The organism is Armatimonadota bacterium (genome assembly GCA_028871815.1).
Classification (GTDB): Bacteria; Armatimonadota; Chthonomonadetes; order Chthonomonadales; family Chthonomonadaceae; genus REEB205.
Window position 1 is genome coordinate 85758 of record JAGWMJ010000010.1, and the last position, 25827, is coordinate 111584.

Below are 25827 nucleotides of genomic sequence, written 5' to 3' on the forward strand. Positions count from 1 at the left end.
CAGGTGGATCGAGGAGTACACATGAAACACGGGCTGCGTTCACTTCCACTGGTCGTGTGCGGCATACTCGCGGTGAGCGCTATTGCCGCAACAGCATGGTGGCCCGAAAGCAACTCACGTTCGCAGCAGTTACAAAGCGAACGGTGGCCGCAGCCGGCGCCCCAGCTTTCCGGCGCACCGGAGGACTGGCTGAACACCAACGGCCGGCCGTTGGACCTGCGAAACCTGGCGAACACGCATCACGTGGTTCTGATCGACTTCTGGGAGTACACCTGTGTAAACTGTCTTCGAACCCTGCCGTATCTTGAGGAGTGGAACAGGCGGTACGCCAAAGACGGGTTGGTTATTATCGGCATTCATGCTCCGGAGTTTCAATTTGCTCACTCCATCGCGAACGTAGCTGCCGCCGTCAAACGACTCGGCATTACCTATCCGGTACTGGTTGACAGCCAGTACGTGAACTGGAATCTGTTTCGCAACTCCTACTGGCCGCGCCACTACCTCGTTGATTGGAGGGACCTGATTGTGGCCGACCATAGTGGCGAGGGTGGCTACCGTGAGACCGAGTTGGAAATCCAGCGGCTGCTGCACCAAATCCACCCTACCCTCCACTTTCCACCACCGATGAGCCCCGTGCACAGCTCGGATAAAGCGGGTGCAGTCTGCTACCCGATGACGCCGGAGTTATACGTAGGCTCACGCGGCGCCGAAGAGGGACAGCACGGCAACCTGGACCCGTGGCAACCTGGCCACACGCAGCTGTTTGTGGATCCTGGGGTTCCGCACGATGATGGTGAGGTGTATGCGAACGGCCTCTGGACACAAGAGCTGGAGAGCCTGCAGCACGCTCGGCATACCACCGACCTATCCGATTACATCGCCCTGAAGTACCACGCCTTGCAGTGTAATGCCGTCATCAAGCCTGAGACCGGCAAGCCGTTTATGCTGTTCGTGGCGCAGGACAATCTGCCGGTGCCCAAGGCCGATGCCGGAGCGGATTTGAAGTACGACAACACGGGCAACAGCTATCTGCTGGTTGATCAGCCGAGGATGTACTACGTGATCAAGAACCGCAAGTTCGGCTACCACGAGCTGCGGCTTGCCACGCGGTCGCCGGGTTTCGGTCTCTACTCTTTCACGTTCACCTCGTGTGAAGAACCGTAATCGTGTGGCTGGCGCCAACCGTGGAAGTCGCCTTTAGCCGCGCCGCTCGATAATGCTGACGGGGTCCAGGGATCGCAGTCGAATGGCTACCGTGATGATGGCGAACACTGTAATGGCTATTGGCAGCGGCGCCGCGAATGCATAGCCGGTGAGGTCATACGGGTCCAGCAGCAGCCCCCTTGGTACGATAAACAGCAATCGAAGCGCCTGCAGCAACGCGACGGTTCCCGCCATGCCTGCCGTCCACCCGATGATGCTGATAATCAGCGTTTCCGCGGCCGCCCACCACAAGAGGAACGCACGACTGTGGCCGATGGCGTACAGTGTAGCAACCTCCGGCAACCGCTGCGAAAAGTAGATGTTGGACAAGAGACCACAAACGAACGCGATGCAGAACACAATGATGCCGACGACGAGATCGAGAATCAAGTAGAGGTTTGCCAGCGAGCTCCGCGTTTCGCGAACCAATCCGCTGTACTTCCAGACGCGAACGATACCGCCATCAACCGCGTGCGTGGCCGCTACATCCAGCCGTCGCTGCGCGGCCAGACTGGTTGACGGCGCGAAGCCGATCAGCGCGGAGTATGTGAATGGCGAGTGGGCGTCGACGAACTTCCGGGATGTGAGACCCAGCCAGACCGGTCCGCCGAGTAGACCGGTGACCTTAATTGGCTCCGGTGCGTAGCTATCTTGCGAGTCGGGCGTGCATATGTTTCCACCGAGGGCTACATGCAGGTTGCGCGCCACGGCTGCCGAGACTACCGCCTCCGGCGCGCCATCCACCGGCATTCGGCCGGCGATCAATCTCACGCCCGATCGCTGCATAATCATGCGCCGGCCAGCCGCCGTCATGCCGAATATCGGCAGCGGCATCTTGCCAAAGATGGTATGCACCAGGGTTTGGTATGAGTGGACGCGAAACAGCGGACCCATTTCCGGAAGCGCCCGGAGGCGCTGAACCTGCCCTGCAGGGATTGTGAGTGCGTTACGTGGGGTAAACCCGGTGAGATACCGGTTATAGCCGTACAGCGTGTAGATGGTAAGGTTGATCGAGTCGACAATTGTGACAACCGACGCCACCAATACCACAGCGAGAGCAATCACGAACGCCACCGGCAGGGCGCGGGCCGGGTTTCGCCGAATGGCGAGCCAGGGGCTAAGGACGCTGCCGGTACGCCTCACCCTGGCGCATCCGGTGACTGCAGCGCATGGTTGGCATTCAGATGAGCGGTGCAGTTCAGCAGCACAACACGCAGCCGCCTCGGCGCAGGCTCCGTGTTCCACCGGACCACGGACAGCGAAGCATTGCTCAATTCAAGGTGAAATGCGCTCTCGATATCCGCGCCAAGCAATCGCGATAGGAGCAGCGCCAGGCTTCCGCCGTGCCCAACTACCACGGAGACCGCGCCGGGCGGCGGCTCGGCGATTGCATCCCAGGCTGCGGCCATACGATGATGCGCAGCCAGGACCTCTTCTGACCCCGGCGGCCGCACGTGCGCCGGATCGGCCCGGAAGGAACGGTACAGCTCGGCCTCGCCATTCGCGGCGATATCGTTCGCTGTGAGACCTTCCCACCGGCCAAGGGCATATTCACGTAGGCGTGGGTCTGTTACTACACCGGCGCCGCACCGGAGTGAGATCGCCGCGGCCGTTTGTGACGCTCGACGCAGGTCGCTGCTGTAGATGGCGCTTACGGGCGCAAAGTCACGGGCGATGCGATCGGCCAAAAGGCCAGCCTGTACCACTCCGGCTGGCGAGAGGCAGACGTCGGTCTGCCCCTGGATGCGCCCTTCCAGGTTCCACGCGGTCTCACCGTGCCGAACGATGAGAACGCGTGAAACGCTATTGAGATTCACCGTGGGGTTAAACTAAGGATGAGGCTGCGCGCCTGGCGCCGGAGGCTGCACAAGCGTGGCGCCCTTCGGCGGCACGAAATGGAACAACGACGCCGGCACGCTAGCTTTGAACGATTGGCTGGTGAATGTGACTTCGGTGTTCGCGGCCGGCGCGTCATGTACAATGCGCAGGCACTCGTTCGTCTGCTTGTCGATATAGAATACGGTTGGCGCGAGGAATGGGGCGATCTGGCCGCGCTGCTGCGGCGAAATGGTGGCGGGCAGCGGCGGAACGGGGACTTCCACCACCCATACGGCACGTGCACCAACGTGAGTAGCTGGAAGTAATTTGATGCCGGAGGTTGGGACGGCCAAACCCAGTATCTGCCCAGCAGTCAGTTTTGGCGGCGCCGGCCGCGAGATGTATTTCTTCGTGGCAGGATCGAACTCCACCATTGCAGCGCCATCCGACATCCTCAAATCGTGGCGGTGGATTGCGGCCATGCCGCCGGAACCATTAGCTGCGGTTTCCACGCGAAACTTGTTCGGCGCACGATATAGAACATGCTGCGTGCTTATGATTGAACCGGTCGGCTTGCCTTGCTTTTTTGACTGCGTCAGCGTGATGGTGGCGCTAAATGACGAGGCGGCGTTGTAGTGCGCCTCCATCTTGTTGAAAACCGCTGTGCCGGATTGAGCGGAAGCGAACCCTGTGCCGACCAGCGATGCAGCCGCGCATGCACAGAGAGTCCGCAGGACCGAGCAGGAGGCAAAGCGTTTGGAGTGGTGAGGAACTTGCATTAAGGAAGGCTCCGTTCGAGCTGGTTCGGAAAGAGTGCTGGTGTGGCCGACAGGGGCGAGAAGGCAGTTATGCTGGGGGCGCCAAGCCGAGAGAGTATACCCGACAGGCATCGGGCCTATCGCGCCCGAAGCGTATCCATAAACGACCAGCCCGCCAGCAGCGACGGGAAGACGAAATTCGCGCTTACCACCCATTCGCCGGCGGATGACCCTATAACGGACTGGGTAGAGGAGAGTAGTACGAGCAGCGCGGCCAGGCCGAGCGCAACGCCATACGCCGCAACCATGAACCGGGAGAGCGACCCCTTGAAGCTGCCGATAGCGAAGTAGACTGCTGCCGACACGTAAAAGGAGAAGATGGCCACAACGCCCAATGTCACGTATGGGGGCAAAAGCGGCATCTGTTTGCGCTGGTGGGCAGCGAGCAGCCCCTCGTGCGAGACCGGAGGAAACCGTGCCCCCAGGGAGAGCAGCACCCCGCCGCTGAGACCAACCAATACCAGCGCTAAGGCCAGAGTCAGTGAGATTCCAGCGATGACCGGAGTACCGGGTGTGAAGAGGGCGAGCAAAATGCCGACCACAAACGTTCCGATAGACGCTACAGCCACGGCGCCGATGGTGGCGGCGGCACGCTCCGCGGTTTGTGGTGGATGTGGTGTGCGAACGCCGACACCGAAAACGGGGCCGGCAGCGCGCGCAGCGGGACCGGCGCCACCCTTGAGCGCCGTCATTTTGGCATGCACAGACCAATTCGGCGGATTCAACTGGATGGCATATGCGTACGAGACGGAGGCGTGGGAGAACTGGTTCCTCCGCGCATAGAGATCGCCCATCAATTCGTGTGCGGCCGCGGCCGCCGGGTTGACCTGCAGCGCTTGCCGGCAAAAGAGCTCTGCATCGGACCACCGCCGGCTGTTTGCAGCGGTGACGGCAGCGGCAAACAACTGGCGGAAGCTCACGGCGTCGGCGGACTCACGGGATGCCGTTCTGCCAAACCCGTTGAAACCTGCGGCGGCCGGCTGAGGCGCCGCCGGCCGTCGTTGTGCCGTTGGCGGGCGGTTTGACTGCAGCAGTTGACGCTCCGCGTCGTACACGGCGCGTTTGCCCGCGTCACCGAGAACATTCCACGCGTTGTTTATCTCCTGAATACGCGCCACGGCAGAAGGTTCGTGGTTTCTATCTGGATGAAAACGCAGCGCAAGCTCGCGATAGCGCTTCTTGATTTGGGCGATATCTGCAGTCGGGCTCACGCCAAGGATCGCGTAGTAGTCGGGCGGCGCACTCACGCCGCTTTTCCATTCCGACGACGCCGGTTTGGACGATCACCCGTGCACGGAGTTCGGGAAGCCGTCATCCGCCGACGGCTCCGGTATCTCTGGCAGCCAGGCCACCATAAAAGCGCATCAGCGCCAACAGTACTAATAGTGCCACAAGGAGAAAGACGATGATGGCGAAGATCGTCGCCACTTTATGCGTTGCGCTTCGGCCCTCTGCTTCGTAGTACTCGGCGACCTTGTCCATGGTTGCATCCAGATTGCCGGTAACCTCGCCAGTCCTCATCATGTCGATAGTAAGCTTTGGAAAAAAGCCGGAACGTGCCAGTGCATCCGAAATTAGTCCGCCCTGCTCTGCGGTGAGGCCCGCGCGATACGCTGCCGCGCAGGCAACTGCATTGCCGCAAGAGTCGCCGGCAACGCGCACAGCCGTTCCCAAAGCGAATCCGCCACGATAGAGCGCCGCGAGCGTGCGAACAAAACGGGCCGCTACAAACGACCGGACTATTCCACCGGTAACAGGCACGGTCACCTTGATTTGATCATACGCCTCGCGCGCGGAACGGCTGTTGAACACCACCAGCCGAAACAATGCAACCACGAGCACCACGGGTATCAACAACATCAGCGCGAACCCGATGGTATCCATAAAGTAACCAGCAGGGGTCATACGACCGAGAACCAGGTCGGCTATGGCGGGCATGCCGGTGACGAAGAAATTACCTCCGAGGAGCATCAGCGCTACAAAAAGTACGAGCTTGGGGTAGAGCGTTTCGGCCGCGATGAGGCGCTTGACCTCCAGTTCATGCTCCACGTAGCCGGCCATCCGCCGGAGCGCTTCGTCCAGCATACCGCCCTGCTCGGCAGCCTGAAGTGTGGCGATCTGCATGGCGTTGAACAGCCAGGGTCGCGCTGCAAACGCGTCGCTCAGTTTGCCGCCGCGCTGAACGTGCATGTAAGCGTCGGCGGCCAGGCGCTTCAACCGCGGGTTGGTGGTGTTGCCTTCCAACGAGACCAGCGCCTGAAACAGCGGCAGTCCAGCCCCTATGAGCGTTGCGAACTGGCGATAGAATGCGGCGAGATCCTTAAGAGCGGCGCCGGCGAACAGAGGCTTTATCAACCGATCGGCAAACCGGTCGGCGATGCTCTTGCGGCTGTCATCCACCTTCCACGTGGCGACCGTTCCAAAATCCATTCGCGACGGCGCGGCGGCGCCGGGTTGGCTGGAACCGATGGTCGCGGATACCGGCGCGGGCGGCGGCTCGACGCGGCCGCCACGCTCCCACGGCTCGAGTCTGCCTACGGTGCCGTCTGCCCCGATGTTGAGCATTGCGTCGGCCTGCGCCGGCATCACAGCAACAGCCCTGCTGAGATCGAGGACTCCGGGAGGGGCAGCCGAAGAGGGAACTGCCACGGCGGATTCAAGGCGCGTAGCCACCAGGCCCAGGCGACGTATGGCATCTGCCGCAGAGGCGAGATCCTCCGCTTCTACCTCTCCCGAAACCTGGCCACCTTCTGAGCCTGTGGCAGTATAGCGGAATGTACCCATGGGGATTCCTCTACTGTACCCAGCCGTCTGTGTAGTGAAACACCTGATAGAAGTAGGCTTTTACCAACCAGCATACCGAGAGGCCGCCGATGATAATGGCCGCCATCAGCCCAAGACGAAATATCGCAAACCTGGCGCGCGTGGTTGCCGTGGCGGTTTGCTCCCTGTAGTAGTTTTCGGCCTGACCCAGCATCTCGACCATCTCACCGGATTGGTGACCCGTCATCACCAGCTGCTCCACGCCATCCGTGAAGAGCCCAGTGTGCCGGAACGCCTCCGGGATCGGCGAGCCGCGCTGGACCATCTCGCCAGCCTCCAGCAGATGGTTGCGGATAGCGAGATTGCTGGCGCTCCACGCGGCGCCGTTCCAGGCCGCCGCCGGCGGCAGGCCGGCCTGATAGAGACGCTTCAACATCGTAAGGAACAGCGCGATGGCGCCCTGCCGCTGCAGGTTGCCGAATGGCTGAATCCTGAGCGACCAGGTATCGCGTCGGAGGCGCCACTTCGGTGACTGCAAGCGCCGTCCGGCCCACCAGATCAGCCCGATGGCGAGGGCGCAGATGGGCAGGTTGCGAAATAGCACCAGTTCCATGTACAGCCCGTATTGCATATTCGGAAAGATGGTGGGAAACAGCGGCTGGATGATCGGCACCATCAGCACTGCCTGGAGGGCCATGGCCTTCGGTATCCACGCGCCACGATACAGAGCGATGTTATGCTCGTAGATGTCGGCGATCTGCAGAAGCGCCACCTCTACGAAACCGCCCAGTTCCCCCGCCCGAACCAGGCCCGTGACGTGGTCTGGGAAGACGTCCGGCATCTGCTCCATAACCGACGATACCGTTTGTCCGGTGCGGGCAGCAGCGGCCATCTGCTCCGCGGCTTTCCGAAGGCGCGAGTTCGGAGTTCGAGGGGCCAGCGACTCCAGTGAAGTGTAGAGTGAGGCGCCACTGCGCGCCAGGGCGGCAAACTGCTGAAAGAAGAAGAGCTGGTCGCGCGTAGATACGCGCCGGTGAAGCCAGCGAACGGGCTGCACAACCGGCGGCGTGGTGTACGCCACGTCGCCCGGCGCTGTTGGCGTCAGGTGAGCGACGGAGCCGGAGAACGTTATGCGAGCCCCGGCCGCCGGCGTGGCAGACACGGGCGCCAGAGCCGACGACGGCACGGCCAGCCTGTTGTGGGGCAGTGGCGCCGGTGCGGTTGAGGTGTCATTAGCTACAACTGCGCTACGCTTTACCGTGCCCACGCTTACAGCCCTGCCAATACCAAGCGATACCACCGAAAGGCCCTGATCCGCCAGAAGACCGTGAGCATGATGCTCATCCAGAGCCTCAACTTTGCCAACGACCGTTTTGCCTGCCGGGTCTGTAGCCTCGTACAGATAGTTCATAGTACAGCCATCCATTCCGGGCCGCAGAGACACTTCAACTCGCTCTTGTCGATCGCCCTTGCCAACCCTGCCAAGGGGAATCCGCCGGGAAGAACCAGGTCCGGCGCGATCTCATCGAGTGGAACTACCACAAACGGTCTTTCATGCAGGCGCGGATGTGGTATCACCAGATCATCCCAGGCGGCTTGAATGTTGTCCATGAGAAGGAGATCGATATCGATACTCCTTGGCAAGTTATGCTCTCCGGGGTTACGTCCGCCAGCAACTTCCACCTGGTGACATATCTCCAACAGCCTCTTTGGATCGGCAACGGTATGCAGTTCTATAACGCAGTTGAAGTGGTGCGGATATGCCGCCGCATCGGTCGGCACCGGTCCCAGATGCGGCGAGGTGTACAGTGACGAGTGTCGCCTGGCAATAATCCCCTCTGTACGCGCCAACCGCAGAACAGCCGTGCACAGGTTATCGCGCCGATCTCCCAAACTGGAGCCCAGCCCGAGAAACGCAGTTCGAAGTGATGACGTTTCCTGTGATGACACCGCGAAGTACCCGCGATCGCGCAAACTCAATCTATTATACGGATTCGACGCTCTGAGGTGTCGCTTCGTTCGCGCGTGAGGCCACCCCTATCGCCTAAAGGCCCTTGATGAACCGGGTGGCCTCGCGCGCATACGTACTGAACGGATTCTTCAGCTCCAACTGGCGGCTGCGTTCAATATACACGGCGTCCCAGTCGATAAGGTATCGAAGTCCGGGCGTTTTCAGCAGATGGCGGATGATGGCTGCGCGACCAAATGCCCTGGTATCGTCCGGCGGATTCTCGACCGCGGCTGCCACCTGATCGTCGGTCGTCAGCCTAACGAGGTCACCAATGCGCTCCAACTCGTAGCTCAAGCCGCGTTCGGGATCGATGTTGTGATACTCGAGGTCCACACTCTGCATGGCGTCATCGTGCCAGCTTCCACCCGTTTCCTGGATAAACCGCGAATAGAGCCGGTATTTGGCGGACCAGTCGAGGCGATCGGCTGTGCTCAACGGATCAACCTCCAGGTCGTTGAGCGTCCTCTCCCACTCTGCTAAGACCATTTCAGTGCGTTCGCCGGCGCCGGCGCACCGCTTCTTGGCGGCCGCCAGCCAGGCTCGCTGAAGATCGACGGCACGTATCGTTCGGCCGTTGGTAAGTTCAACCACCCAACGCCATTTAGGATCGCGTGAGATGCGCCTCAATGCCATGAGGGGATCGGCAATCTGCAGTTCGGTTGGCGCAAGTCCCTCCTCCACGAGATCCAGCGCGAGGCTGGTTGCCCCGCACTTGAGCATGCAGGCGTATTCACTCATATTGCTTTCGCCAAAGAGTATGTGAAGGCGGTGCAGGTTGCTGTAGCTGTAGTACGAATCCCATTTCGGATTTATGATTGCCCGGTTGAACCGTACGCGTGATGAGACCGTTTTGACAATGTGGTCGGCTCGCTGGCTCAGTTGGAAATCGACGCTGGAATCGAGCTCCACGCCATAGAAGTTGGAGACCCACACGTAATCGACCTCATGCTCACCCACGGTCATCACGTTCGTCTTGCTGCCGGGCCGCGTGAGCCGGTGCCCGCCGACACGCCCGGTACCGGCATAGATTTGCCGCGTTATGAGGAACGGTATGAGTGCCGTGAGCGCCTCACTGTAGGCGTTGTCCTCGATCTGCACCAGGTAGTTTTCGTGGCAGCCGAACGTATGACCGGCAAAGTGGTCGATGCTGTTGCTGTGGAAACTGATAACATCCTGCAGACCCATGTCGCGCACGATGCCGGCAAGCAAAACGCGTCCAGCCCGGTCGTGCGCAACCAGATCGATGATGTCACAGCATTCCGGCGTAGCATACTCTTCGTGACTCCCAACGGCATCCACGTAGAGTCGGGCTCCGTTCTTCAGGAAACCGCCGGCCCGCATTGGTTCAAAGGCATAGTCACGGGCGTGCAGGTCCAGTAACCCAAGCGCCCGTTCGTAAAACGCATGATCGCGCACGCGGTCGACCGCGTCCTCCGGCGACATCCCCGCCTCCGGCTGCACCATGCACCCGAATTCGGTCTCAATACCCACGATCCGCTTTTCCATATGGTTACTCGCCAGGCGTCAAAGCCGGGCGGCCAGCGCTTCGCGAATAGAGGCCTCTGGAACCAGGCGGAAACGCGGCGCGCCGTCCGCTGTCCGCTCCAGGAGGCCGACCTCGGGGGTCCTGTCTTCAAGCAGAGCGTTCAAATAATCCGAGTCGACCGCCTCCCCATCATCAGCAGCCTGAACTTCATCGCGGTCGTCCGGTCGAATCTCGGACCGGCGAGTGCGATCTGCTCGCGCACCTGCGGCCCACGCCCGCGCGGCGATGTCGATCGCTACACTCAACTTCGGACGCTCTGGCGTAGGCTCGAGATGCTTTCGCATCGCCTCCTCGGCGGCGAAACTGCCCGCAACTACCGCTGCTTGCCGCAGCACCTGATACTCGCCATCGTAATTCAGCGTGACGAAGGAATCGGATTCCGGCGAACGTCCCAGTTCGGCGAATACAGCCCGCACAACCCAGGGTACCGAGAGTTGGTCGCCGAACGCCTTCTTGATTGATGGGCTCAGAGCGAATCCAACCAGGCGGTGGATGGTCACATCATCCGGGCTGCGTTCAAACCCTTCCTGGTGCGCGATCTGGATGGCGCTAAGCCGAATTGTTTCTACGTCGGATTGGTTTCCGAGCGCCGCAAACATCTGCCTGTCATATATCTCGTAGATCTTGCGCTGTGTGTGGCGCATCGAAAAGAGCATCACGCCTGCGTCAACCGCCATCCCCACCACCGGGCTACCGGAGACGAGCTTGTCCTGAATGAACTCCGTGCGGCGTGAGACCGCCTCGTTAAAGTCGTAGGGAGTGTACATTTAGCCTTGATGCGCCTGCTGCCCGGGTGTGCGGAGTTCATCGACGAGTTTTAGCAGCTCGTCATCGGGAACATCCACGATCCCGCCGGCGGTGATTGCCCGGGCGACCGGGAGAATCTTGGCGAAGCCTCCGGTTGCGGCATCGAGGTCAGCAGCAATATCCAACATGATCAGCGCCTGCCGAAGCGCGTCCGTCCGAGGCATCTTGTGAAACGGACCCAGTGTCTTCACGATATAGTCGAAGACGCCTCGAATCTGCATCGATCCTGAGCCGGCCGCGCCGAATTCAGCGCTCTCGAACCGGGCGCCCATTCCGTCGTAGAAAAAGATCCGGCCCTCACCCGCCTCCAGGTCGAACGTACTGAACACCGGAATGAAGCCGCCGATGCCCTGGAGCGCCTCGGGGACTCCGGCACGCACGACACGGGTCAGCTCGGCCAGCTTGCCATCCAGACTCATCGGCTGAAGGTAGGTGCGCTCGAACAGTTTGAACGACGTGCGCAGGTAGCGAACCACTTCCAGTGAACGGGCATACGAGCCGCTTATTGCGATTAACGTAACCTCATCAACGGCCAGAACCTTCTCGGCGTGATCGTACATCACGGCAAAGTTAGCGGTGGCTCTGCGGTCACCCACATTCAGAACGCCACCATCGAACTTCACCGCGATAACGGTGGTGCCGCACGTGTCCAATGCTGGCCGGCCACCCTCCTGCGGCGGTGGCTGCGCCGTGACGAAGCGATGTTGCGACCGTTCGAGAAGTGTCCAGAGATCCGGCGCAATTGTCATCTTGCTATTCGCCGCTGCGCTGCCGGTATCGGCGGGCAGATTCGGGATCGATCTGCCTCATTCGCTTCAGTAGGTCGCTTGTATCGGGCCGCTTCACATCGGGTTTCGATGGCCCTTCGTCATCGGCGCCCTTGCGTAGCGGGTTGACCGGCGCCGTCGGCGCCTGCTTTCGCTCTTCGCACTTCATGATCATGGTGGTGCCTCTCTCTCGTTTGCCAACCTACTGCCGCACACAGGCTCAAGCCGTCTTGGCGAGCGCGTCGATGATTTCCTGAACCGAGCCTGCCGCCTCGAGCTCTTTGTTCAGTATCGCCACGTTGGCTTCCACCAATGGCTCCAAACTGAGTGCAAGCTCCTGGTCCCCGTGATTAAACAGGATACCGCCCCAGCCCATGCTTCGCACGCTACCGGGGAACCGACGGATAAACAGCGCGCGGATCGCGGCACGCGTATCGGCTGGCGCCTGCCGCATCGCCATTTCAACCTGGTCCGGCGTAACCGTGTTACGCATCAGGCCAGCCGCATCGAGGCCATGAAACAGCCCTACGTCGGGATCCAGATCGTGGTAGGCCAGATCCAGGCTCTGCATGGTTGCGTCCGACCACTTGAGGCCCTCTGCCTCTCGGAACGTGTCGAGCAAACGGTACTTCGCCACCCAGTCGATGCGATCAGCCATACCTTCCGGCTCGTCGGCCAACCCATCCAGCGCGTCGCGCCACGCCGCGCAGGCCCACACGGCATCGGCATCGTCAAGCTGCAGCTGCTGGGCGGCATCCAGGTAGATCCGCTGAACCTCGATGGCCGTCCGCGGCGAGCCATCACAGCACTCGACCGTCTCTTTCAAGGTGAGATCGCGCGATACGCTGTGCGCCGCTCGTACGGGGTCTACCAGCTCCAGCTTCGGGCTCCATCCGCGTTCAAGCAACTCCACCACCAGTTGGGTTGCACCCACTTTAAGTGCCGTAGAGTGCTGCGCCATGTTGGCATCGCCGCAGATCACGTGAAGTCGGCGATACTGTGCGATCGAGGCGTGCGGCTCATCGCGCGTGTTGAATATCGGCCGGTTGTGCAGTGTGTCCACGCTGGCGGCCACCTGGAGAAAGTCGGCCCGCTGCGAGATCTGGAAGCCCACCCCACCGCGCTCCCGGATCTCCGAGCCTACCTTTCCCGAACCGGCGTAGATCTGCCGTGTTGCCAGAAATGGCAGCATAGCGGAAATGAGCGTTTGCACCGGCACGCTGCGCTGCATCAGATAGCTCTCGTGAGTGCCGTAGCTGGCTCCGTGAAAGTCGGTGTTGTTCTTGTAGATCGTCACTTTGCGGCCGGATGCTTGGCTCAATGCCCGCGCAGAGGCGAGGACGATGCGCTCGCCGGCTGCATCGTGCGCCACCAAATCGCGCAGCGACCTGCACTCCGGCGTGGCGTACTCCGGGTGGCCGTGATCGTTGTAGAAGCGCGCGCCATTTTCCAGGCATCGATCGCAGCGCGTCTCGCCGGCGCCCGGCGACGCGCCGATGTCGAATTGCGCGTCGACGGGATCCGAGGCCAGGAACTGCGCCGTAAATCCCCGCATGTCTCGACGGGGCTGCTCGCTCCGGTAGTTCCAGCACCGCACCGACGGAAATGGGCAGGCGCCGACGAGCGAAACGGTTTCGCGGATCCAGTCGCGAGGGCCACGTCCTTCAACGTGGATGCCGTATTCAGTTTCCAGCCCAGTAAGTCGGTTCACGGTTTCCCCGGGAGGCTTCGCCCCTAGATTACTTCGGGCGTGGCGCGTGCCCGCTCCGATTTGCGCGGTTTCCGCACGCTGGCAACACGCTCCGGCTCGTAGTCCAGCAGCTTCAACCAATCCTCGAGCGAATCGCCTTTCGGAAAGATCTCATTCTCGCTATACTCATCAGCCAGCGAAGCAAGCAGATCATCCAGGCGAATCCCTTCGGTACTCGACATCAACTGGATACTGCGCTTGATCGCCACATTCTTGGCACGCTCGACCACCGACTTGATCAGTGCGCCACTCACGAGATCGCACCAGTTAAGGACTTCGGAACTGCCGTTTCGAAGCATCACTTCCAGGCAGCGGGTTGCTTCGCTGCGTGTGAACAGAGCGTCGGTCACGCGGTCCAGCACTTCATTCAGCGCAGCGTCGGCATCGCCTTTGTGGTCGAGCACAAGCGCCGGATCGATCGGCATGCCGTTCAGGTAGATGCGGAAGATATCTCGCGAAGCGTTTCGGTCCGGCCGCCCGACTTTCACCTTGCGGTCCAGTCTTTCGGGCCGCAGGATCGCCGGGTCGATGTAGTCCGGCCGGTTTGAGGTCAGCATAACCACAACATTGTCCAGCGAAACCAGCCCATCCATCTCCGCGCAGAATTGCGGCACCAGGGTGTTGGAGATGTTCATCCAGCGGCCGCCGGACCTTGTTCGAAGGAGCGACTCGGCTTCGTCGATGAAGATGAACACGAGGCATCCGTCCGCCGCTTTCTCGCGCGCCTGGGCAAATAGGTCACGCACCATCCGCTCGCTCTCACCCAGCCACATATTCAGGATTTTTGGTCCGCTGATGTACATGAAGTACTCCTTCACGTTGCGGCCCGTTTCCGTTTTGTATGCCTGCGTGATGTTCCACGCGGTCGCCTTGCCGATCAGGGTTTTACCGCAACCGGGCGGACCGTAGAGCAGAATGCCCTTGAGCGGCCGCTTTTTGAAGCGCTCAAAGAGTTCGGCGTGGAGCAGTGGCGCCTCGATGGCATCGTTAATAACGCGGATCGCTTCGTCCTGTCCGCCGACCATGCTCCAGGGAAGCTCGGGCACCTCCTCCAGGTAGTAGTCGCTGCCTTGCTGGGCAGGATAGCACTCTATTGCGACCTTGAAGTGCGGTTCGACGCGCACCTCCGCGCCACTCTTGATAATGGCATCACGAATCGAGTCACCACGATACACGATGCGTGACTGCGATCCCTGAGAGTCGAGCGAAACCCGGAGCCGCCCATCCGGCATCACTTCGTTGACCTTCACCACCGATCCACCCTGGGCGTATCCAAGGGCGCCAACAATGGCAAACGCGTCGTTGATCCGTACCTGTACGCCCACTCCGAGCGATTTCTCCTCCATCGCGGGATCGATGTTGGCTAGATACTCCTGGTCGCCTACAGCAATTCTCGCCGTGCCGGCATGCACCTTTTGCCTCTGTCGCAACCGAGATTTCCGCGAGGCGGCGCTGCCCTCGGCTGGCGGGTCTTCCGGCGCGACCGTGCCCAGGCACACGGCAATTCGGTTTGCCGGTGCAATCAGTTTGTTATACGCCTCTTCATACTCGGCGATCGCCTTCACGGCCTCGGCCGTTACGCCCGCCTGCTGTTCAACCAGGCGGTAAATGTGGCGCAACGCACGATTGTACTCGTCACCAGGCCGCGTTACGGAGATCAGTGCGGTCAGTAGCTCAAGAGCTTCTGAGCTCGCGGCAGTTAATCCGGCATCGCCAGCGTCGGCGACCGATGGGTTCTCATCGTCCTCCGTCAAGCCGTCATCCTCGGGTAGTTGTCGATTGCGTCTCATCGTGCTGCATCCCTATGTTCCGCTGTACGTCCGTAGGCAACCCGATATAAGATACACTACGTTCCGTCGCCGTCATCGGTTCGAAGCGCAACCCGACGCACGACGCATGTCTCAACTTACTAAAGGCCGTAAGATGCCGCAAATGTTGCGCCTGTGCGCTCTCGATCTCGATGACACGCTTCTCAACAGCGAGCAGGAACTAACGCCGGCCAGCCGGGCAGCCGTTGCGGCAGCCGTAGACACCGGCATGGCAGTTGTGTTGGCCTCCGGCCGGATGCAGGCATCGGCTGCTCCCTTCGCGCGCGAACTCGACCTGACCACACCGATGATATCGTACAACGGGGCGATGGTATCGGCCAGCGTTTCGGGCCCGACCTGGCTTTCCGAAAGCGTTCCCGAGGGCCTCAGCGAGGTTATCGTGGAGGAGTGCGTCCGGCGCGGCTTGCAGCTCAACTTCTACTGGAACGATCTCCTCCATACGGCGCACGAAACTCCATGGCTGCAGTTATACCGATCGCGCACGCATTCGCCGGTGCGGTTTGAAGAGGATTTCGCTGCATTCTGCGCCGGCAAACGGCCAACCAAACTGCTGATCGTGGATGCGCCCGCGACGATTGACCGGATGCTGCCCGAGTACCAGGAGCGATTTGGCGAAGCCCTTTGTGTGACCAAGAGCAACGCGGAGTATCTCGAGTTTTTGCCTCCTGAAGCGAACAAGGGCAGCGCGCTGCGGATCGTCGCAGAGCGGCTTGGAGTACGGCAGGAGGAGACGCTGGCTATTGGTGATAGTTGGAACGACATCCCCATGCTCCGTTGGGCCGGCCTGGCGCTGGCCGTGGAGAACTGCAAGCCGGCGGTGAGGGCGGTCGCGAACGAGATCATTGGCTCTTGCGACGAAGACGGCGTTGCGGCAGCCCTGATGACACTGCGCCATCGGTTTGGTCCTCCGCCGTCGTAGGCAGTCCGCGCGCGTCGCGTTGCGGCTGCATTCTGCGAGTCGGCGCTATGCGACCTAATGAGACCTGAGCGATGACCGGAGCCGCGCTCGTGTTGGAAGCCGGGACCCACGGCAGAGAGATCCTTCGCTTTGCTCTGGATGACAGCGCTTATCGTTCACGATTGCAAGGTGCTAAGGTCCGGATGACAGTTGGCGCGACACTGGTCGGCGCAGAAGAAACCTTATCGTTGGCCGTTGGATGGTGGCTTGAGCGGCGCGCGCTTCAAGCCGCGCGTGATCGCCGGTATCGTGGGCTGCCCGACAACTGCAACATCACGTGGGCCTCAACGTCGCAGTATAATGCCTACAACGGCGCCGCAACCGATAACCGGCACGCAAGCCGGTTGGCGACGTTCGTCTACACTGCGTTCACGCTCGGCGCGAACATTCTGTTCCAGGATTATTGCAGTCCGGACGAGCCGACGATGTGCCCTCGCACAATATGGCAGAATGACGCTCAGAGGACGGTGACGTTCAACCCGTACACGATGGGCCCATGCGCAACGGACTACTCATGCGGGTCGTTCTTTCCTCCCGCGAGCTCCCGGCATCACCTCGCGGAGCTCGCGGCACACGAAATAGGTCACTGCCTTGGTCTCGGCCACACAGATCTGGTCCTGCCTGGCGATCACGGCGCACTGATGTGGTCGACGGAACAAAACTGGTTCCTCTGCGGCACCGCCGTACGCACGCCTGACGAGGCGAATGAATTGACCAACCTAGGCTATACGCAATGCCCAATGCGTGCGCATCGAGGCAAGTAACGAGGTAAGTAACCATGTTACAGGTCGATCTGATGACGCCCTGCCTGGCGCTCACCCTCGCCTTTCTGCCGTTCACAGGCTGCAAACCAGCCGGCAGTTCGCCGGCACCGCCGGTCTGGCGGTACGCCGTTGTATTTCATCTTTCCGGCGGCAAGGCGAGCTACGCGGGCGTCGCTGACGTCAGTTCGGTCTCGGGCGCGCTGGAGCAGTTGCTCAACGCGGCCCCGGCTCCGAACGAAGCGTCTAAATCAATCCTCTCCGCACCGCCCAGCGATGATGATATATGGCTGGAAGGAAACGGCTGCAGCGCAGAGGTCGTCTGGAACCCGGGCGCTCAAACCTGCTCGGTGGTTCAGAACGGCAGGATGACGCGGCCGTTGGAGGATGGCGGCGTGCTCAAGCCTGTCGTGGCCGCCATTCAACCGTTCCTGGCGCCGGCCGGTTTCGGAAAGAATGCCGCCTCTCCGTCGGCGGCGGCAACGATCGGTACTTATTCGGCCCCGCCGCGCACCCTTGTCGAGATGGTGCGCGAGGCGCCGGTTGTTGTGCTTGGGCGCGTCGTGGCTGTTCTGCGTGAGCAGCACATGCCGCAGAATTACGCTGGAGCCGCCGAGTCGACCGTCTTCCTGGTCGCCGTCGAGCGATATTTCCGCGGCGCAGGGGTGCAGGCGCCGTCCGTAGTGAAGGTAATGAACAACGGCGGCGATTTGCCCTGGGTCAACGCTGCGCTGGGCACGCGCGGCATTGGGGAGCGGGACGAGGATGAGCCGCTGCTGAAACCGGGCGCGCGGTACATCATGTTCCTCCAGCTCATTGGCGAGCGAGGCAGGGGCCTCTTCGCGCTCCTGGCCCTTCGTATGCCGTGAGAAATGGCATACGTGGGATATGCGCCGAAGCCGACGAGTACGGGTACACAGTGCCTTTGCGAAGCAGGATCCTGCTGGAGGGCGGCGTTGCGACGGCGCCCCCGTTGGAGGGCGTGCCGTACGCATGGAGATTTGCCGATGGCGAGCAGATCGTGGGCATACCGGCAAGCCGCGCCGAGTCCGCAATACTGCACGCCGCTGCAAAGGTCGACGCAGATCCTACGGAACCCGCGGTTGGCGGGCCGTTCGGCACGCCGTAATCGCAGATTCGGCGCCGGCGTAAGGTGGGGATGGTGTTCGGGCCATTTTGTGTCGGGAGCCGGACCTGGATGGTTTCGGCGCCCGCTATGACGCGTTCGTGGAAATCGCCGATTGCATCGCAGCGCCTGCAAAACCCGTTCCTGTGCTGCAGCGGGTACAATGCGCCCGCAGGATACTTAACTCAGCCTCCTGTGGAACTGCGGTAGCACCACCCGGGTGAGGGGCGAACGGCGGCCCAGTTCCCAAAAGATCAACGGCCGTTGCCGGTTGTGATTACACCATGGCGCGCATTTCGCGAAGGCGAAGCGCGCCATATTTGCGCCTATCGGTGATAAAGGGAAGAGGGTGAAGGCAATGGCCGCAGAGCTGGTCCACCTGGATGGTCATATCGTAGATTCGCTCACACTCTCAAAGGTCCTCGACATCATCCTGCTTGAGGATGCACGGTACGAGATCGAGCACTTCCGGATCGGTGCGACACGGTTTGACACGAGCCACGCAGAAATCCTCGTGATCGCCGACGATCCCGCCAAACTGGAGCATGTGCTCCACCGGATCGGCCAGCATGGCGCCGTCCGCGCGAGCGGTGAGGCCATAATCGCTCCATCACCGGCAGATGGGGTGTTTCCCGACGGCTTTTATGCCACCACCAATCTCGAGACCGCCGTACACGTAAAACGAGCGTGGATTCCGGTTCCTAATATCGAAATGGATTGCGGACTTGTTCTGGACACGAAAGCGAGCCCTGTAACCGTCCGCTGCGTGCCGATGCATCGGGTCAAACGTGGCGAAGCCGTGCTGGTGGGCGATGCCGGCGTACGCGTAACGCCGATGGCGCGCCGTGAGGCCGGTGACGCCTTTGCCTTCATGGGAAGCGATGTCTCCACAGAGCGCCCGAAGGAGCTGGTCGTCCGGGCGATCGCCCAGGCGATGCTTGAGGCTCATGCCGAGCGAATGCGTGTACTGTTCGTTGGCGGGCCGGCCGTTCTGCACACCGGCGCCGGACACTATCTGGAAGCCATAATCCGCGCCGGGCACATCGATGTGCTATTTGCCGGTAACGCCCTGGCAACCCACGATATCGAACACAGCCTCTTCGGCACCTCGCTTGGAGTCGACACGGCGACGGGCCTGGGCTCGGCTCACGGGCACGAACACCACCTGCGGGCGATCAACACGATACGTCGCGCCGGCAGCATCCGGAGAGCCGTGGATCGCGGGATCCTGAAATCCGGCGTGATGCACGCGTGCTTCACGTGCGGCATCGACGTGGTTCTTGCCGGCAGCATTCGTGATGACGGACCGCTGCCCGATGTGATCACTGACTCGGTGAAGGCACAGGATGCCATGCGCGAATTGGTGCCTGGAGTTGGTGTGGCGCTGATGGTGGCCACTACGCTTCACTCGGTAGCCACCGGCAACCTGCTGCCCGCTTCCGTGCGAACGGTATGCGTGGATTCCGATGCCGACACGGTCATCAAGTTGATGGACCGTGGTACACATCAAGCATTCGGACTGGTGACGGACTGCGAGTTCTTTTTGAAGGAACTTGCCGCAAATCTGCCGGGCGTGGAAACAGCGCTTTGAACGCGCGACCGTTGGCAGTGCGGCCCACGGCCGGCTGCAGGCTGTTGATGTGCCCGCCAACCGCGTACGGCGTCAAGTATGAAATAAACCCCTGGATGCACATCGCCCGCCAACCGGACCTGGACCTGGCAGCAAGCCAATGGCGCAAACTGTACCAGACATTGACGGAGAATGCCGGCGCAACGGTGGAGCTGATTGAACAGGCGCTGGAGACGCCCGACATGGTGTTTACCGCGAATGCCGGCCTGGTGGTCGGCAATATGGCGGTCGTTTCACGCTTCCGCCATGCCGAGCGCCAGGGAGAGGAACGTTGGTTTCGAGCGTGGTTTGAGGCGGCCGGTTACAACGTGCTCACGCTGCCGGACGATTGCTATTTCGAGGGCGAAGGCGACGCGCTGATGGCCGGCGACAGGCTGGTAGCCGGCTACCTGAAGCGCAGTGACATCGCATCCCATATGCGGATTGCAGACTGGCTTCACATTGAGGTTCTCTCTCTGGAGTTGACCGACGACCGTTGGTACCATCTGGACACCTGCTTCTTCCCACTGGATGGCGCTACCGTCGCCTACCATCCGGAGGCCTTCGACCGATACGCGCGGGAAGTTATTCGCAGCAACTTCCAGACGATCGAAGTCAATGCTGAAGAGGCAGCTCGATTTGCATGTAATGCAGTTTCTGTTGGGAACAGCGTCGTGCTGCCCGCTGGCTGCCCTGAGCTGGCAGGGCGGCTTGAACAACTAGGCCGCACCGTCTTCAGCGTAGATTTGTCTGAGTTCCTGAAGGCGGGCGGCGCAGCGAAGTGCCTCGCGCTTTACGCTCCCGAACCAGTTGCGGCAGTGCAGCCTTGACGCTCGCAGCCAGCAGAGAACCCAGCCCGCTTCCGTAAAACGACATTCCCGCTTCGTAGTTGCCCAGGCGGTATTCCGACGCTTCCAAGGCGTATGCCAGCCAGTCATTCGTCAGAGCGACCACGGCCGGATACCGCACTCCTTCCAGCCTGGCATCGTGCTCGATGCTTAGTCCGAGCGCGCCAGTCGGTTCGCAAGGCAGGCCTGCAAGAACGATGGGTCCCAGGCGAATCAGACTGATGGTAGTTGCGCGAGGCATGAGTTGGCGTACCAGCTCACCGGCCTTTTCGAAGGTAATTCCGAGGCCGGAGGCCGAGAGCAGGTAGAGGCCGTTGGGTCTGGGCTCCGGCAGCGACACGCGCACGGGCTGGAGCGCGAGCCGCGGCGCCGGAACGAAGTCGTTACGATATGCCAGCCGCAGCGCCTGAGTGGCCACAGCGCGGCCGTAGCTGGTAACCCGTTCTGATTCGGTGGATCCCGTTTCACCAGCCGGCGCCGCGTCACCCTCGGCCCCATTCAGGAACAGGCAGCAACTACCCTGTCCCAGTTTCTGTTCGACGGCGGCTTCCATCACTCCCGGCCAGTCGGCGCTGATCTCCATCATGGAGCTGCTGAATAGCGTGGGATGAGCCGCGAACACCACCACGCATGCACTCCGACCCGCCTTGACGGGCTGGAACGTGAGCACCGTCATCATGCGGTCGATGGATGGGCCACCACGTCGGTTGCGATTGAGGCCCTTAACGCTTGCTTGTGCTGCAGCCATGCGTACCGGCACGAGCCTGTCGGCGGCTTCCGCGATTGTCAGGGCTATTCTGGAGGCGGTAAACCGCAACAGTGGGCCGTCGAATGACGACCAACCCTGAAAGTGGAACGTGTTCGCAGCATCCATCGCGAGCGGATCGGGCGCCGAGTGTGTGTGCGTAGCGCTCAGGAACAGCGCCCCGGCCAGGAGCGGATGGCGCCGAAGTACCAGGTCATGCCTGACGGCCTGCGTGATGCCCGCTGGTAGAAAGCAGAGATCGACGGAGACCACAGCAACCCTTCGCCCGCCCTGCGCTAACACAAGCGCACGAGCGAAGATGGGATCGTGAACCCCGGTGGCGGCCGCGCCACGGCGGGCCGCATATCCACCTAATGGAACCATCATTTTTGCAAGCGGTGGCGTGATTGAGACGGAAGCCACTCCGGCAAGTAGCGGTTTCGGTGGTCGAATCGGCCGGGCGGGTCGCATCAACGGCGCCGCGAGAAGCGCGAACAGCGGAATCATCCCGGCTCTCGCTGAATCGTCAAACCTTCCAGCTCGAAGCGAAACGGAATGATGCGAGCACCGCGGTTGTGCAGTACCTCCGCAAGCGTGGCGCGCCGACCGGGCTCGGACAAAAACAGGAGACAGCCCCCACCGCCGGCGCCGCAAGCCTTGCCGGCCGCAGCGCCGGAGACGTGGGCCAGGCCGAACAGTTCCTCCATCTGCTGGTTTGTCACGCTGGAGTCAAGTTGCTTTTGCGCCGCCCAGTTTCGATTGAGTAACCGTCCGAACTCTTCGATGTCGCCTGCTGGCAGCGCCTGTCGCATCTCGTTCGCGCAGGCTCGCAGCGTATACAGGGCGCTTACGGTTTCAGCGGCGCCACGACGGAACGCTCCCCAAACGTGCTCATGGATGTTTCCGGATAGGCGCGGTTTGCCCGTGTAACAGAGCACCAGCCGATCCTCCAGCGCCTCGACCACCGCCGGCGGCAGCGTCAGCCTTTCCACCTCCACGGTATCGGTAAAGGTCATGAAGTTGAAACCGCCGTATGCGCTTGCATATTGGTCCTGTTTGCCGCCAAGGATGCCGAGCATCTCTTCAAGCTGGTAGGCCAGTTCCGCGATCTGTGCGCGATCTGCATCCGTCACGATGTTCGATTTGACCAGGCTCAGCCAGACGACATTGAGCGCCGAGGATGTTCCAAGACCGGACCCCGACGGCAGGTCGCAATGGTAATCCACCGAAAGATCGTGCTGTGAGGCGCTCGGCTGCATTCCGTCGTCTACATCCGTGTCTACCGTTTCAAGCGTTCCGCGCACGTAGTGGTTGATCGCAGCGTTCAGCACGGCGCCACCGGCTCCGTGCGCGAAGATGCCGACATCGGTCCACCCGCCAGCGAAATCAATTCGAACCGGCGCCCGACTGGTTATACGCATGGCATCAATCCTGTAAGGGTATCGCGCGGTTAAAGTGACGCGCGCTAAGCGTCACCGGAAACCGTAACCGCAAGGCCAGGCTGTGGCGACGGATAGAGAATCCGCTCCGCACCACCTTCAAGCAGCGCATCAGCAAGCTCGGGCAGGCGGGACGAGAGCGCGATGATGGTGCCGCCGCCTCCTGCGCCGGCCAGCTTGGCGCCAATCGCCCCAGCGTCGCGGGCGGCTCCGATCAAGTTCTCGACAGCGTCATGCTTGCCGGAGACGCGTGTAGCCAGCTCGTGATTGCGGTTCATCAGATCGCCAAGCAGCGGCCAATCCGCTTCGATTATGGCCCGTTTTGCGCGACGCGCCAACTCGCCGAGATCGTGGTAGACCTGGCGTACCTCGGGATCTCCGGCCAACCACCGCTCCCTTGGCGGCGTATGGACCTTGCCCGAGTCGTGCGGTACACCGGTATGGGCCAGCAGGATAGGAAGTTGTGGCGCCCATGGCGCCAGCGGCTCTACAGTCACAAGTGGTTCGTCACTTCGCTGCTCCAGCATCGCCTTGCCGGTGCAATCCATCAGATTGAGGCCACCAAATGCGGCCATATGCTGATCCTGCAAGCCACACAGGATGCGCAGGATGCCGGATTCCACCTTTCGCGTCGTTTCGGCGATGTGCCATGGAGAGAGGTTGACACCGCGATAAGCGGCAAGCGAGCCGACCAGCGCCGTGAGGATCGCGGTGGACCCAGCCATACCGGCTTGCATCGGAATTTCGGTATCGATGTTGAGCTGGAATCCCCCATCCATCACGGGAAGTTCAAACCAGCGGATGGCAGCGCGCGCCACATCCAGCTTATCACCGCGCAGTTCCAGCGACGCCTCATCGCGCCATACGCCGGTTTCGTCGGCATTTACCACCGTAATTGGTCCTTCGCGAATCTCCAGGCGGCATGTTGCGCGCTCCCGGACCGTGCAGGAGACGACGGCTCCGCCGTACATATCTGATGGATTGCCGACGATGCCACAGCGACCCGGTGCGCTGGCGGTGATGGTTTTCAAGCTGGCTCCTTCCGCAACGCATGTTTGCCCATGCTCCGTGCAAATCCTGCGCAGGAGTTCGCCGAAGCGCGTCGAACAGAGAGGCAGATTCGCGGAGGAGGCAGCCAGTGCCAAACGAGCGAGCTAATAGACCGATCCGCCCCGAGAGGGCGCTAACGCGGCGCCGCCTGCTCCAGAGTTCGGCTGGAGCGGTTGCTGGACCATTGCTGGTGAAGGAAGGCGTGATCGGTCGCCATGGGAAACCGGGCGCCAATGACACGATCCGCCTCGCCTACATCGGTACCGGCGGCCGCGGAATGGACCATGTGGAGCCGGGCGCAGCGGCTGTTTGTGACGTTGACGACGGCCATATCGCAGACGCGCTGAAGAAGACCGGTGGCAATCCATTTGTTACGAAGGATTTCCGCCGGATTCTCGATCGGTCCGACGTAGACGCCGTGATGATCGCCACACCAGACCACTGGCATGCCGTTATGACGGTAATGGCCTGTCAGGCCGGCAAAGACGTCTACTGCGAGAAACCGACCGCCAAGACCATCGAGGAAGGCCAGGCGATGATCGCGGCGGCACGCAAATATGGCCGAATTGTGCAGATCGGAGCGCAGGGCCGGTCACAGCGATACTCCCACGCGGCATGCGAATACGTCCGGAATGGCCAGATTGGCCAGGTTTCGCGGGTGGAGGTTTGGCACCCGACCAACTGGACCGACGGCTGGGGCAAGGAGGAGCCTGCGCCGTCCAGCCTGGATTGGGAGATGTGGCTGGGACCCGCCCGTTCACTGCCGTACAATGCCGCCTACTGCTTCTTCAACTTCCGGTGGATGATGGAGTTTGGGGCCGGATTCATCCGTGATCGTGGTAACCACGTTTTGAGCATCGTCAGCTGGCTTATGAACGTCGACCGGACCGGGCCGGTCAGCGTGGAGGCGACCGGTATGCCGTCGCCGGATGGCGTGTGGGACGTGCCGGTGACGATGAATGTAACGTGGAAGTTTGAGAATCCTGCCTGGACCCTTACGTGGGGGCAGCCGGGCGATCCCAAGTCGTTTCCCGGCAGCACCGACAAGATCGAATGGGGCGCGCGCTATTACGGTGACAAGGGCGAACTCACCGTCTCCGGCGGAGACAGCAGCGGCACCACAGAGCAGAAGGCGTTTGACTATGCGCCGCCGCCGGACGGAATCCACATTCCCGAAAGCCTGGATCACCGGCAGAACTGGCTGGATAGCATCAAAACGCGGAAACTGCCCATCATGGACGTTGCAATCGGCCACCGCGTGGTGACGATGCCCATTATTGCGAACATATCCTACCGGTTGGGCCGTCCGCTTCGATGGGACCCGGCGCACGAGCACTTCATCGGAGATGGAGAGGCCAATCGGCTTCTTTCAATGCCCTACCGTGCGCCCTGGAGGATTTAAACCGTGCCGCTAAGTACGATGACCGTGGCTGACCTGCTTAAAGCGATTCAATCCGGCGATGGCCAAACACGTGTGGCCGCCTGGATGAGAGCAGGTGACGCTGGGCCCGACGCGATACCCGGATTGGGCAGGCTGGCGGCGTCGGACGACAGAGCGATCGCGAAGGCGGCTCTCCAGGCGCTGGGAAGGGTCACGCATGCGGCGGCCGTGCCGGGTAATCACGACGTGGCGGCCGTGACATCCAGTTCCCTGCTGGATCTGGCGGAATCGGCCACGCTGGTTACCGTGAGGTCTCGTGCGCTTTTCCTGGTGGGGCACACCGCGGATGGCCGGAACGTTCGGCGGCTTGAGGCGCTGCTGAATGATGCTGCAGTACGTGATGATGCAAGGATGGCGCTGGAGCGCGTACCCGGCTCCGCCGCAGAGCGTGCGCTGCAGCGAGCGGCGGAGGATTCGCGGGACGGAGCGTGGCGATTCGCTCTGGAGCAGTCACTGCGTGCTCGCCGCCTTTCCGGAACGGCCGCCGGCCGCGACCCTGTTTGGCCGCCTCCAGCTGCTCCCGGCAGCTGAACCCGTT

At 61.5% G+C, this 25827-nt stretch carries 25 protein-coding genes; 9 read left to right on the forward strand and 16 right to left on the reverse strand.

Annotated elements, in window-relative coordinates:
- Positions 1 to 21: 21 nt before the first annotated feature.
- On the forward strand, positions 22 to 1164 hold the full coding sequence (locus KGJ62_12390) for a redoxin domain-containing protein (protein ID MDE2127380.1): 1143 nt from the start codon (positions 22 to 24) through the stop codon (positions 1162 to 1164).
- Between the two features lie 33 nt (positions 1165 to 1197).
- Here the strand turns inward: KGJ62_12390 and KGJ62_12395 are convergent, their stop codons facing one another.
- The 13 genes from KGJ62_12395 to KGJ62_12455 all read right to left on the reverse strand — a co-directional run bounded on the left by KGJ62_12395 (position 1198) and on the right by KGJ62_12455 (position 15273).
- Entirely contained in the window at positions 1198 to 2346 is a 1149-nt protein-coding gene (locus KGJ62_12395; protein MDE2127381.1) for a hypothetical protein, read from the reverse strand.
- Positions 2343 to 3020, reverse strand: a complete 678-nt coding sequence (locus tag KGJ62_12400; GenBank protein MDE2127382.1) for a histidine phosphatase family protein — start codon at positions 3018 to 3020, stop codon at positions 2343 to 2345. The genes KGJ62_12395 and KGJ62_12400 overlap by 4 nt, the downstream gene beginning before the upstream one ends.
- A 12-nt stretch (positions 3021 to 3032) precedes the next feature.
- Positions 3033 to 3800 (reverse strand): outer membrane lipoprotein carrier protein LolA, encoded by a 768-nt coding sequence (locus tag KGJ62_12405; protein MDE2127383.1) that lies wholly within the window; start codon positions 3798 to 3800, stop codon positions 3033 to 3035.
- A 116-nt stretch (positions 3801 to 3916) separates the two neighbouring features.
- Positions 3917 to 5086, reverse strand: coding sequence for a DnaJ domain-containing protein (locus tag KGJ62_12410; protein ID MDE2127384.1), 1170 nt, complete (start codon positions 5084 to 5086; stop codon positions 3917 to 3919).
- 64 nt (positions 5087 to 5150) lie between these two features.
- The gene (locus KGJ62_12415; protein MDE2127385.1) at positions 5151 to 6623 is read right to left on the reverse strand and encodes a type II secretion system F family protein; all 1473 of its coding nucleotides are present in this window, start codon (positions 6621 to 6623) and stop codon (positions 5151 to 5153) included.
- A gap of 10 nt (positions 6624 to 6633) precedes the next feature.
- Positions 6634 to 8013 (reverse strand): type II secretion system F family protein, encoded by a 1380-nt coding sequence (locus KGJ62_12420; protein ID MDE2127386.1) that lies wholly within the window; start codon positions 8011 to 8013, stop codon positions 6634 to 6636.
- Entirely contained in the window at positions 8010 to 8552 is a 543-nt protein-coding gene (gene folK, locus KGJ62_12425) for a 2-amino-4-hydroxy-6-hydroxymethyldihydropteridine diphosphokinase (GenBank protein MDE2127387.1), read from the reverse strand. The genes KGJ62_12420 and folK overlap by 4 nt, the downstream gene beginning before the upstream one ends.
- 94 nt (positions 8553 to 8646) lie before the next feature.
- Positions 8647 to 10119 (reverse strand): proteasome accessory factor PafA2 family protein, encoded by a 1473-nt coding sequence (locus KGJ62_12430; protein ID MDE2127388.1) that lies wholly within the window; start codon positions 10117 to 10119, stop codon positions 8647 to 8649.
- 18 nt (positions 10120 to 10137) lie between these two features.
- Positions 10138 to 10926 carry a hypothetical protein gene (locus KGJ62_12435; protein ID MDE2127389.1) on the reverse strand — a complete coding sequence of 263 codons (789 nt, stop codon included), beginning with the start codon at positions 10924 to 10926 and terminating at the stop codon, positions 10138 to 10140.
- On the reverse strand, positions 10927 to 11715 hold the full coding sequence (locus KGJ62_12440) for a proteasome subunit alpha (protein MDE2127390.1): 789 nt from the start codon (positions 11713 to 11715) through the stop codon (positions 10927 to 10929).
- Positions 11716 to 11719: 4 nt separating this feature from the next.
- Complete coding sequence (locus KGJ62_12445) at positions 11720 to 11902, reverse strand: ubiquitin-like protein UBact (GenBank protein MDE2127391.1); 183 nt, start codon at positions 11900 to 11902, stop codon at positions 11720 to 11722.
- A 51-nt stretch (positions 11903 to 11953) separates the two neighbouring features.
- Entirely contained in the window at positions 11954 to 13444 is a 1491-nt protein-coding gene (locus KGJ62_12450) for a proteasome accessory factor PafA2 family protein (protein MDE2127392.1), read from the reverse strand.
- Between the two features lie 23 nt (positions 13445 to 13467).
- Positions 13468 to 15273 (reverse strand): AAA family ATPase, encoded by a 1806-nt coding sequence (locus KGJ62_12455; GenBank protein MDE2127393.1) that lies wholly within the window; start codon positions 15271 to 15273, stop codon positions 13468 to 13470.
- A gap of 133 nt (positions 15274 to 15406) precedes the next feature.
- Here KGJ62_12455 and KGJ62_12460 point away from each other — a divergent pair, with 133 nt between their 5' ends.
- The 6 genes from KGJ62_12460 to KGJ62_12485 all read left to right on the forward strand — a co-directional run bounded on the left by KGJ62_12460 (position 15407) and on the right by KGJ62_12485 (position 20596).
- Entirely contained in the window at positions 15407 to 16231 is an 825-nt protein-coding gene (locus KGJ62_12460) for an HAD family phosphatase (protein ID MDE2127394.1), read from the forward strand.
- Positions 16232 to 16413: 182 nt separating this feature from the next.
- Positions 16414 to 17034, forward strand: coding sequence for a hypothetical protein (locus KGJ62_12465; GenBank protein MDE2127395.1), 621 nt, complete (start codon positions 16414 to 16416; stop codon positions 17032 to 17034).
- 14 nt (positions 17035 to 17048) lie between these two features.
- Complete coding sequence (locus tag KGJ62_12470) at positions 17049 to 17900, forward strand: hypothetical protein (protein MDE2127396.1); 852 nt, start codon at positions 17049 to 17051, stop codon at positions 17898 to 17900.
- A gap of 56 nt (positions 17901 to 17956) precedes the next feature.
- Positions 17957 to 18160 carry a hypothetical protein gene (locus KGJ62_12475; GenBank protein ID MDE2127397.1) on the forward strand — a complete coding sequence of 68 codons (204 nt, stop codon included), beginning with the start codon at positions 17957 to 17959 and terminating at the stop codon, positions 18158 to 18160.
- A 355-nt stretch (positions 18161 to 18515) separates the two neighbouring features.
- Positions 18516 to 19748: a TIGR00300 family protein gene (locus KGJ62_12480; protein ID MDE2127398.1), complete on the forward strand. Its 1233-nt coding sequence runs from the start codon at positions 18516 to 18518 to the stop codon at positions 19746 to 19748.
- 47 nt (positions 19749 to 19795) lie between these two features.
- Entirely contained in the window at positions 19796 to 20596 is an 801-nt protein-coding gene (locus KGJ62_12485) for an amidinotransferase (GenBank protein MDE2127399.1), read from the forward strand.
- Here the strand turns inward: KGJ62_12485 and KGJ62_12490 are convergent.
- From KGJ62_12490 to KGJ62_12500, 3 genes are read right to left on the reverse strand one after another with little or no spacing between them, the layout of a single operon-like run.
- Positions 20502 to 21866, reverse strand: coding sequence for a neutral/alkaline non-lysosomal ceramidase N-terminal domain-containing protein (locus tag KGJ62_12490; protein MDE2127400.1), 1365 nt, complete (start codon positions 21864 to 21866; stop codon positions 20502 to 20504). The two genes, KGJ62_12485 and KGJ62_12490, sit on opposite strands and share 95 nt — an antisense overlap.
- On the reverse strand, positions 21863 to 22780 hold the full coding sequence (locus KGJ62_12495) for a hypothetical protein (protein ID MDE2127401.1): 918 nt from the start codon (positions 22778 to 22780) through the stop codon (positions 21863 to 21865). The genes KGJ62_12490 and KGJ62_12495 overlap by 4 nt, the downstream gene beginning before the upstream one ends.
- A 44-nt stretch (positions 22781 to 22824) precedes the next feature.
- Positions 22825 to 23829 carry a hypothetical protein gene (locus KGJ62_12500; protein ID MDE2127402.1) on the reverse strand — a complete coding sequence of 335 codons (1005 nt, stop codon included), beginning with the start codon at positions 23827 to 23829 and terminating at the stop codon, positions 22825 to 22827.
- 107 nt (positions 23830 to 23936) lie between these two features.
- Between KGJ62_12500 and KGJ62_12505 the strand changes: the two genes are divergently transcribed.
- Together KGJ62_12505 and KGJ62_12510 are read left to right on the forward strand one after the other, a co-directional pair.
- A complete protein-coding gene (locus KGJ62_12505) occupies positions 23937 to 25250 on the forward strand; it encodes a Gfo/Idh/MocA family oxidoreductase (protein ID MDE2127403.1) in 1314 nt (437 codons plus the stop codon).
- A gap of 3 nt (positions 25251 to 25253) precedes the next feature.
- Complete coding sequence (locus tag KGJ62_12510; GenBank protein ID MDE2127404.1) at positions 25254 to 25820, forward strand: hypothetical protein; 567 nt, start codon at positions 25254 to 25256, stop codon at positions 25818 to 25820.
- The last annotated feature ends 7 nt before the right edge of the window (positions 25821 to 25827 follow it).

Bases quoted from the DNA above. Each gene is read 5' to 3' on its own strand.
- KGJ62_12390 (MDE2127380.1), top strand. From the start codon at position 22: ATGAAACACGGGCTGCGTTCACTTCCACTGGTCGTGTGCGGCATACTC.
- KGJ62_12405 (MDE2127383.1), bottom strand. From the start codon at position 3,800: ATGCAAGTTCCTCACCACTCCAAACGCTTTGCCTCCTGCTCGGTCCTG.
- KGJ62_12415 (MDE2127385.1), bottom strand. From the start codon at position 6,623: ATGGGTACATTCCGCTATACTGCCACAGGCTCAGAAGGTGGCCAGGTT.
- KGJ62_12420 (MDE2127386.1), bottom strand. From the start codon at position 8,013: ATGAACTATCTGTACGAGGCTACAGACCCGGCAGGCAAAACGGTCGTT.
- KGJ62_12430 (MDE2127388.1), bottom strand. From the start codon at position 10,119: ATGGAAAAGCGGATCGTGGGTATTGAGACCGAATTCGGGTGCATGGTG.
- KGJ62_12435 (MDE2127389.1), bottom strand. From the start codon at position 10,926: ATGTACACTCCCTACGACTTTAACGAGGCGGTCTCACGCCGCACGGAG.
- KGJ62_12440 (MDE2127390.1), bottom strand. From the start codon at position 11,715: ATGACAATTGCGCCGGATCTCTGGACACTTCTCGAACGGTCGCAACAT.
- KGJ62_12445 (MDE2127391.1), bottom strand. From the start codon at position 11,902: ATGAAGTGCGAAGAGCGAAAGCAGGCGCCGACGGCGCCGGTCAACCCG.
- KGJ62_12455 (MDE2127393.1), bottom strand. From the start codon at position 15,273: ATGAGACGCAATCGACAACTACCCGAGGATGACGGCTTGACGGAGGAC.
- KGJ62_12460 (MDE2127394.1), top strand. From the start codon at position 15,407: ATGCCGCAAATGTTGCGCCTGTGCGCTCTCGATCTCGATGACACGCTT.
- KGJ62_12465 (MDE2127395.1), top strand. From the start codon at position 16,414: ATGACAGTTGGCGCGACACTGGTCGGCGCAGAAGAAACCTTATCGTTG.
- KGJ62_12470 (MDE2127396.1), top strand. From the start codon at position 17,049: ATGTTACAGGTCGATCTGATGACGCCCTGCCTGGCGCTCACCCTCGCC.
- KGJ62_12480 (MDE2127398.1), top strand. From the start codon at position 18,516: ATGGCCGCAGAGCTGGTCCACCTGGATGGTCATATCGTAGATTCGCTC.
- KGJ62_12485 (MDE2127399.1), top strand. From the start codon at position 19,796: ATGTGCCCGCCAACCGCGTACGGCGTCAAGTATGAAATAAACCCCTGG.
- KGJ62_12490 (MDE2127400.1), bottom strand. From the start codon at position 21,866: ATGATTCCGCTGTTCGCGCTTCTCGCGGCGCCGTTGATGCGACCCGCC.
- KGJ62_12495 (MDE2127401.1), bottom strand. From the start codon at position 22,780: ATGCGTATAACCAGTCGGGCGCCGGTTCGAATTGATTTCGCTGGCGGG.